This window comes from Pseudomonas sp. PS01299, from assembly GCF_029960145.1.
In the GTDB taxonomy this organism is placed as follows: domain Bacteria; phylum Pseudomonadota; class Gammaproteobacteria; order Pseudomonadales; family Pseudomonadaceae; genus Aquipseudomonas; species Aquipseudomonas putida_A.
In genome coordinates this window covers 1-8,427 of sequence record NZ_JASCPO010000243.1, presented here as the reverse complement: position 1 = coordinate 8,427, position 8,427 = coordinate 1, and the positions used below count along the sequence as shown (strand labels likewise).

The window sequence follows — 8,427 nt, the reverse complement described above, 5'->3', positions numbered from 1 at the left end:
ATTTATCCCCGATGGACTGCGTAGCAGGCCCGCTTCTTTATTGGTTGAAGAAGCCGGGCCCGCTTTACGCGCCATCGGGGATAAATCCCCTCACGACAGGTTTACTCAGCAGAAGCGACCGTCTGCTATCAGCGATTCAACCCCGCCGCATTCGCCCTTGCTGCGTGCAGCTTTTTGTAGCTGTCGATCAGACGCAGGTGACGATCCAGCCCTTCGAGCTTCATGCTGGTCGGTGTCAGACCGTAGAAACGCACACTGCCTTTGACCGAACCGATCGCCGCGTCCATGCGCTCGTCGCCGAACATGCGGCGGAAGTTGGCCTCGTAATCGGCCAGCTCCAGATCCTCGTCCAGCTCCATTTCCAGGCACACGTTCACCGCTTGGTAGAACAAACCGCGCTCGACAGTGTTGTCGTTGTACTGCAGGAAGGCTTCGACCAGATCCTTGGCCTGTTCGAATTTCTGCAGGGCGAGGTAGATCAGCAGGCGCAGTTCCAGAATCGTTAGTTTGCCCCACGGCGTGTTGTCGTCGAACTCGATACCGATCAGCGTGGTGATGTCGGTGTAATCATCCAGCTCGCTGTTTTCCAGGCCTTGAGCAAGGTTGCGCAGGCCGACCTTGCTCAGACTGTGCAGGTTGAGGATGTCGGCGCGGAATTGCAGGGCCTTGTTGGTGTTGTCCCAGATCAGGTCGTCCACCGGATAGATTTCCGAGTAGTCCGGCACCAGGATCCGGCAAGCGTTGGCGCCGAGGTCGTCGTAGACCGCCATGTAGGCTTCTTTGCCCATTTCCTCGAGGATGCCGAACAGCGTTGCGGCTTCTTCGGCGTTGGAGTTTTCGCCCTGCCCCGAGAAGTCCCACTCGACGAATTCGAAGTCAGACTTGGCACTGAAGAAGCGCCACGACACCACACCGCTGGAGTCGATAAAGTGCTCGACGAAGTTGTTCGGTTCGGTCACTGCCTGGCCCGAGAAAGTCGGCTGCGGCAGATCGTTCAAGCCTTCGAAACTGCGGCCCTGCAGCAGTTCGGTCAGGCTGCGTTCCAGCGCCACTTCCAGGCTCGGGTGCGCGCCGAACGAGGCGAACACGCCGCCAGTGCGCGGGTTCATCAGGGTCACGCACATCACCGGGAATTCACCGCCCAGCGACGCGTCCTTGACCAGCACCGGGAAGCCCTGCTCTTCCAGGCCTTTGATCCCGGCGAGAATGCTTGGGTACTTCTCCAGCACTTCCTGCGGCACGTCGGGCAAAGCCATCTCGCCTTCGAGAATTTCGCGTTTGACCGCGCGCTCGAAGATCTCCGACAGACATTGCACCTGCGCTTCGGCCAAGGTATTGCCGGCGCTCATGCCGTTGCTCAGGAACAGGTTTTCGATCAGGTTCGACGGGAAGTACACCACCTCGCCGTCCGACTGGCGCACGAACGGCAGCGAGCAGATGCCACGCTGGGTGTTGCCGGAGTTGGTGTCGAACAGGTGCGAGCCTTTGAGCTCGCCGTCGCGGTTGTAAATGTCCAGGCAGTATGGGTCGAGAATCTCTGCCGGCAGCTCGTCTTTCGGGCCCGGTTTGAACCAGCGCTCGTTCGGGTAATGCACGAACTCGGCGGCGGCGATGTCCTCGCCCCAGAACTGGTCGTTGTAGAAGAAGTTGCAGTTCAGGCGCTCGATGAACTCGCCCAGTGCCGAGGCCAGCGCGCCCTCTTTGGTCGCGCCTTTGCCGTTGGTGAAGCACATTGGCGAGTGCGCATCGCGAATGTGCAGCGACCAGACGTTAGGCACGATGTTGCGCCACGAGGCGATTTCGATCTTCATCCCCAGATCGGCGAGAATCCCCGACATGTTGGCGATGGTCTGCTCCAGCGGCAGATCTTTACCGGCAATGTAGGTGCCCGCTTCAGAGGTCGAATGCGGCATCAGCAAGGCCTGCGCATCGGCGTCGAGGTTCTCGACTTCCTCGATCACAAACTCGGGACCGGTCTGCACAACCTTCTTCACCGTGCAGCGATCAATCGAACGCAGGATGCCCAGACGATCTTTCTCGGAAATGTCCGCCGGCAGTTCGACCTGGATCTTGAAGATCTGGTTGTAACGGTTTTCCGGGTCGACGATGTTGTTCTGCGACAGGCGAATATTCTCGGTCGGGATATTGCGCGTTTCGCAGTACAGCTTCACGAAGTAAGCCGCGCACAAGGCCGACGACGCCAGGAAGTAGTCGAACGGCCCCGGTGCCGAGCCATCGCCCTTGTAGCGAATGGGCTGATCGGCGATCACCGTGAAGTCGTCGAACTTGGCTTCAAGTCGAAGGTTGTCGAGAAAGTTGACCTTGATTTCCATGCGGGTTTACCAGAGAGCAAAAACGAATTGGCGGCCATTATCCGGGTTTTCAGCCTGACGTCTTGTGCTTTTGCGTAATCGCCGCCGGGTGGGCTCTGCTGCGTCTTGGCGGGTGCGAACGACAAAAATGCCCTGAGCAGTGAATTTTTTCGTGTCTTCTTGTATCTGACGGAAAGAACCCATGCCAGCAAAACAATGGCATCGAATCCGTTCAGCTATGAGTGACCCGCATGAAATCAAGGAAAAACAAGGTCAATCCCATCGGATTGAAAGACATCACGATTGTCGACGACGCCAAGATGCGCAAGGCGATCACCGCTGCCGCACTGGGCAACGCCATGGAATGGTTCGACTTCGGGGTGTACGGCTTCGTCGCCTATGCACTGGGCAAGATCTTCTTCCCCGGCGCCGATCCTGGCGTGCAGATGATCGCAGCGCTGGCGACCTTCTCGGTGCCGTTCCTGATCCGTCCGTTGGGCGGCCTGTTCTTCGGTGCGCTGGGCGACAAATACGGGCGGCAGAAAGTGCTGGCCGCGACCATCGTGATCATGTCGCTGAGTACCTTCGCCATCGGCCTGATACCGTCGTATGAGTCGATCGGCATCTGGGCGCCGATCCTGCTGTTGCTGGCGAAAATGGCTCAGGGCTTCTCGGTCGGCGGTGAGTACACCGGCGCCTCGATCTTCGTCGCCGAATATGCGCCCGACCGCAAGCGCGGTTTCCTTGGCAGTTGGCTGGACTTCGGCTCGATTGCCGGTTTCGTCCTCGGCGCCGGTGTGGTGGTGCTGATCTCGACGATCATCGGCGAAGAGAAATTCCTCGAATGGGGCTGGCGTCTGCCGTTCTTCCTCGCCCTGCCGCTGGGCATGATCGGCCTCTATCTGCGGCATGCGCTGGAAGAGACGCCGGCGTTTCAACAGCACGTCGAGAAACTCGAAGAAGGCGACCGTGAAGGTCTGGCGGGCGGGCCGAAGGTCTCGTTCAAGGAAGTCGCGACCAAACACTGGCGCAGCCTGATGACCTGCATTGGCGTGGTGGCGGTGACTAACGTCACCTATTACATGCTACTGACCTACATGCCGAGCTACCTGTCGCACAACCTGCACTACAGCGAAAACCGTGGCGTGCTGATCATCATCGCGATCATGGTCGGCATGCTGTTCGTGCAGCCGGCGATCGGTTTTATCAGCGATAAGATCGGCCGCAAGCCCTTCATTGTGGTCGGCAGCATCGGCCTGTTCCTGCTGGCGATCCCGGCGTTCATGCTGATCAACAGCGGCAAGATCGGCCTGATTTTCTCCGGCCTGCTGATCCTCGCGGTGTTGCTGAACTTCTTCATCGGCGTCATGGCTTCGACCCTGCCGGCGATGTTCCCCACACACATCCGCTACAGCGCGCTGGCCGCCGCGTTCAACGTCTCGGTGTTGATCGCCGGTCTGACCCCGACTGCCGTGGCCTGGCTGGTAGAAAGCACCAACAACCTGTACATGCCGGCCTACTACCTGATGGTGATTGCCGTGGTCGGCCTGATCACCGGCGTGACCATGAAAGAGACCGCCAACAAACCGCTGCGCGGTGCCGCGCCGGCGGCGTCGGATCTTGAGGAAGCCAAGGAACTGCTCAAGGAACATCACGACAACATCGAGCAGAAAATCGAAGACATCGACGCCGAAATCGCCGAACTGGAAGCCAAGCGCAAGGAGTTGGTGCAGCAGCATCCGCGGATCAACTGATGTAATGACTGACGGCGGCCCTGCTCGGGGCTGCCGTCGCTCAACGCGTCACAACACGAAGCCGTCACCGATCAAACGCACCAGAACCTCCCCCGCCTCACTCAATTCACCCGGTGCCTGCATCAGGCGCAACTCGTGCAGCGGCAACTCGGGTAATCCCTCCTCACTGCTCAACACGCGCATGCCGGGTCGCACTTGCGCACGATCAACAATGCCCACCGCCAATCCGGCCTCGATGGCTGTTTCCAGCGCGCTGGCACCGGCGCTGACAATCACTGCGCGCCACCGGCGTCCCTGCTCGCTCAATGCATCCACGGCAACGCTGCGATAGGGACAACCCTTGCCGTGCAAGGCCAGCGGTACCGGCCGGGTGAGATCCTGCGTGTAATTGTGCGCGGCGACCCACACGGGCTGGGTCAGGCCCAGCATCCTTACGCAACGCGTCGATGGCGGCGCCTCTGCGACGACCACCAGCAACGCCAGATCCAGTTGCCCGCGTTCCAGACGCGCACTCAACCGACCGCTGGCACCTGTTTCGACTTCCAACTCGATGTGCGGAAAATCTGCCGACAGGTGCGGCAACGTACAGCCCAGGACCGCGCCGGCGTATTCCTCGGAAATCCCCAGGCGAACCCGCCCGCAGGCCAGCGGCGTACTGAAACTCGCCAGCAATTGATCGTGGTGGCGTAGCAAATCGGCGCTCTGCAGGGCGAAGCGTCGACCCAGTGGCGTGAGGTTGACCGTCTGGTTATCGCGCTCCAGCAAGCGCCCGCCCGCCAGCGCTTCCAGACGCCGCACATGCAGGCTGACCGCTGACGGGCTCTTGTTGAGGAAACTCGCGGCGGCGAGAAATTGCCCGAAGCGCACGATTGCCTGAAAGGTGCGCAACAGTTCGATATCAAGGGCTTCGGCCATGCTTGAGAATTCCTGCATCAGTGGTGCGGATCGTATCGTTTGAATGCATCAGTGCTTGATTCATATCATCGAACTCATTCCTCTGTCAGGTGCCATGCGATGAACGTCATGCCTGTTCGTTTTTTACTGCTGATGGCAATGGTGGTCAGTTGGAGTTCGGGGTTCATTGGCTATCGCTACGTCGCCGATCAGGGCAGCGTATACCTGGCCTCGTTGTGGCGTTTTGTATTGGCGGCATTGCTGTTGCTGCCGTTCGCCTGGCCCGGCTTGCGTGGTTTACGCGGCAAGGACATGTGGCATCAGGCACTGCTTGGGCTATTCGCGATGGGTGGCTACATCGGACCGATTGCCGCCTCGATTCAACTTGGCGTCACGCCTGGCACTGCGTCACTGTTTGCCAATCTGTTGCCGCTGACGATCGTGCTGCTGGCCGGCAGCGTCCCAGGCCAGCGCACACGTGGCTGGCAATGGCTGGGTGTGGCGCTGTGCGTGATCGGCATGCTGCTGGCCAGCGCCGCGAGTGTCGAATGGGCCGGTGCGGGGTTGTGGGCCTACAGCTTACCGTTACTGGCGGTATTGTCGCTGGCGGCGGCCACCTTGTTTGAGAAAGCCCGGCCGGGCATTGCAATACCGGCCACCACGGCGCTGTTCATTCAGGTATGCGCGGTGATTCCTGTATTTGCGCTGCTGGCTGGCCTTGAGGGTGAATTGCGCCCGCCCATCACTGCGGATTTCGTCAGTGGCGTGCTGTGGCTGGTGATCTTCTCGACGTTTGGTGGCTACGGATTTTATTGGCTGTGCTTGCAACAATTCAGCATACAGCGCATCAGTGGCGCGCTGTTTCTGACGCCACCGGTGACACTGTTGTGGGCGTGGATGCAGTTCGACGATCCGATGAGTGCCAGCGCGCTACTCGGTATCGGTCTGACCTTGGTCGGTTTGCCATTGCTGGGGCGAGCGCCGAGCGAAAAAGTGTGTGCCGTCGGCATCCGCCAGGAAACTAAATCCGCAGGCGACAAGTCACTGACTTAGCGGAGGTTGAGGCATTTCGCCGAACCTCGTTTATTGAAGATGCCAGCGTGGTCACTCATACCAATCGTCGCAACAACCTCTCGCTGGACAGCCTGAATTTCTTCCTCGCCGATGTGCGCGACGGGCTCGGGCCGTATCTGGCCATTTACCTGCTGGCCGTTCATCACTGGGAGCCGGCCAGCATCGGGCTGGTGATGACCCTCGCTGGCATTGCCGCCCTTGTCACCCAGACGCCCGCCGGGGCCCTGGTCGACAACACACGCAGTAAACGAGCGGTGATCGCGATTGCCGCGTTACTGGTGACCGGCAGTTGCGTGGTGTTGCCCTTCGTGACGTCCTTCAGTCTGGTAGCGATCACCCAAGCGCTGAGCGCCGCCGCGGCATCGGTGTTCGCTCCGGCCATTTCGGCGATCACCCTGGGCATCACCGGGCCGCGCGCGTTCACCCGACGCACCGGACGCAACGAGACCTTCAACCATGCCGGCAACGCCTGCGCGGCGCTGCTGGCCGGTGGATTCGCGTACCTGTTCGGGCCGGTGGCGGTGTTTTATCTGATGGCGGTCATGGCGCTGTGCAGTGTTATCGCCGTGAGCTTCGTCGATGCCAACGCGATCAACCATGATCTGGCCCGGGGCCTTGACCCCAGCGACGCCACTCACGCCAAGGCGCCTTCGGGATTGGCGGTGCTGCTGACCAACAAGGCGCTGCTGATGTTCGCCATCTGCTGCGCCCTCTTTCACCTGGCCAACGCAGCGATGCTGCCACTGGTGAGCCAGAAACTGGCGCAGGTCAACTTGCAGATGGCGACGCCACTGACCTCGGCCTGTATCGTTGCCGCACAACTGGTCATGGTGCCGGTCGCCTTGCTGGTCGGGGCCAAAGCCGATGTTTGGGGACGCAAGCCGCTGCTACTCGCAGGCTTCCTGATTCTGCCGCTGCGTGGCGTGCTTTATACGTTATCCGCCGACCCTTACTGGTTGGTAGCGGTGCAGATGCTCGACGGCGTCGGCGCGGGGATCTTCGGTGCGCTGTTCCCGGTGGTAGTGAAAGACCTGACGCTGGGCACTGGACACTTCAACATCAGCCTCGGCGCTCTCTCGACGGTGTTTGGTCTGGGCGCAGCATTGAGTGCCAGCGTGGCGGGCATTGTGCTGCAGGAGGCCGGTTACAACGCGGCATTTCTCACCCTGGCGGTGATTGCCGGAGTGGCGTTTGTGCTGTTGTGGCTGGCGGTACCTGAGACATTGCCGCAGGTGGGGAATATTGAGCCGGCGCTGCAACCTAAGGAGGAAAGATTTGGCTAAGAATGTGCTTGAGTTCAGCGATAGTGATCTGGCGCAGATGCAACGCTTCAATCGCAAGCTCGCCTGGCTGCCGCGTTTTCGCATCCGCAATCGGCTGACGCCGCGTTTGATCCAGGCATTGCTGCGTGCCAGTCAGATTGTCAGCGCGGATAAAACGCTCAAGCATGATCTTCATGCGCAGAACATTGTGGTCCACTCACAAGGCACTTCAGTACCCGTCCGAATCATCCGCCCGCAAGGAAAGGCTCAAGGTGTGGTGCTGGATTACCACGGTGGCGGCTGGGTGATCGGCAATGCACGGATGAACGACGACCTTAATATCGGCATGGTCAAGGCATGCAACGTGGCGGTGGTATCGGTCGACTATCGGTTGGCAGTCAATACGCCAGTTGAGGATCTCATGCAGGATTGTCTGTGCGCCGCACGCTGGCTGTTGAGCGATGATTGCACGGAGTTCGTCGGCCTGCCGGTAATCGTTGTCGGCGAATCGGCAGGCGCGCATCTGGCAGCTGCCACCCTGTTAGCGCTCAAAGCATCATCCGATTTGCTGCAGCGGGTCAGCGGCGCCCTGCTCTATTACGGCGTTTACGATCTCGCCGGCACCCCAAGCGTGCACGCAGCACCTGCTGAAACGCTGGTACTCGACGGCCCGGGAATGGTCGAGGCGCTACGCTTGTTGACTCCAGGATTGAGCGATGATGAACGCCGGCAGGCGCCACTGTCTCCGCTGTACGGCGACTTGAGCGGATTGCCACCGGCGTTGATGTTCACCGGTGAACTGGATCCGCTGCGCGATGACACGCTGGAATTAGCTGAGCGCTGGCAACGATCAGCACCGGTTGAAATCCATCTACTGCCCTCGTCCGCCCATGGCTTTATCCATTTTCCGACCACCATGGCTAGTCGTGTTTTGTCCTACAGTCGGGCTTGGATTTCGCGTCAGATCAGGGCAAAAACAAGCAGTTAGGGCCTGTATTGGCAGGAAAATACTTTCCTGCGGGCAAAACAAAACCCCAACTGCTTTCGCAATTGGGGTTTCGGAATTTAATCTTGACGATGACCTACTCTCACATGGGGAAACCCCACACTACCATCGGCGATGCATCGTTT

6 protein-coding genes are annotated in these 8,427 nt (G+C 59.8%); 4 read left to right on the top strand and 2 right to left on the bottom strand.

What is annotated here, in order from left to right; genetic code table 11:
* Nucleotides 1–128: 128 nt before the first annotated feature.
* Entirely contained in the window at nt 129–2,333 is a 2,205-nt protein-coding gene (locus QMX91_RS26455; protein WP_282413611.1) for an OsmC domain/YcaO domain-containing protein, read from the bottom strand.
* 230 nt (nt 2,334–2,563) lie between these two features.
* Between QMX91_RS26455 and proP the strand changes: the two genes are divergently transcribed.
* Complete coding sequence (proP, locus tag QMX91_RS26450; protein WP_027613786.1) at nt 2,564–4,066, top strand: glycine betaine/L-proline transporter ProP; 1,503 nt, start codon at nt 2,564–2,566, stop codon at nt 4,064–4,066.
* A 48-nt stretch (nt 4,067–4,114) separates the two neighbouring features.
* Here proP and QMX91_RS26445 read toward each other — a convergent pair whose 3' ends face one another.
* Entirely contained in the window at nt 4,115–4,981 is an 867-nt protein-coding gene (locus QMX91_RS26445; RefSeq protein WP_282413610.1) for a LysR substrate-binding domain-containing protein, read from the bottom strand.
* A gap of 99 nt (nt 4,982–5,080) precedes the next feature.
* Here QMX91_RS26445 and QMX91_RS26440 point away from each other — a divergent pair, with 99 nt between their 5' ends.
* The 3 genes from QMX91_RS26440 to QMX91_RS26430 are packed head-to-tail and all read left to right on the top strand — an operon-like array spanning nt 5,081 to nt 8,284.
* Entirely contained in the window at nt 5,081–6,013 is a 933-nt protein-coding gene (locus QMX91_RS26440; protein WP_227698866.1) for a DMT family transporter, read from the top strand.
* Between the two features lie 47 nt (nt 6,014–6,060).
* The gene (locus QMX91_RS26435) at nt 6,061–7,317 is read left to right on the top strand and encodes an MFS transporter (RefSeq protein WP_282413609.1); all 1,257 of its coding nucleotides are present in this window, start codon (nt 6,061–6,063) and stop codon (nt 7,315–7,317) included.
* A 37-nt stretch (nt 7,318–7,354) separates the two neighbouring features.
* Complete coding sequence (locus QMX91_RS26430; protein WP_247269118.1) at nt 7,355–8,284, top strand: alpha/beta hydrolase fold domain-containing protein; 930 nt, start codon at nt 7,355–7,357, stop codon at nt 8,282–8,284.
* Nucleotides 8,285–8,427 lie beyond the last annotated feature (143 nt).

Excerpts from the sequence above, each read along its gene's own strand:
- QMX91_RS26455 (WP_282413611.1), bottom strand. The coding sequence starts at position 2,333 with ATGGAAATCAAGGTCAACTTTCTCGACAACCTTCGACTTGAAGCCAAG.
- proP (WP_027613786.1), top strand. The coding sequence starts at position 2,564 with ATGAAATCAAGGAAAAACAAGGTCAATCCCATCGGATTGAAAGACATC.
- QMX91_RS26445 (WP_282413610.1), bottom strand. The coding sequence starts at position 4,981 with ATGGCCGAAGCCCTTGATATCGAACTGTTGCGCACCTTTCAGGCAATC.
- QMX91_RS26440 (WP_227698866.1), top strand. The coding sequence starts at position 5,081 with ATGAACGTCATGCCTGTTCGTTTTTTACTGCTGATGGCAATGGTGGTC.
- QMX91_RS26430 (WP_247269118.1), top strand. The coding sequence starts at position 7,355 with ATGCAACGCTTCAATCGCAAGCTCGCCTGGCTGCCGCGTTTTCGCATC.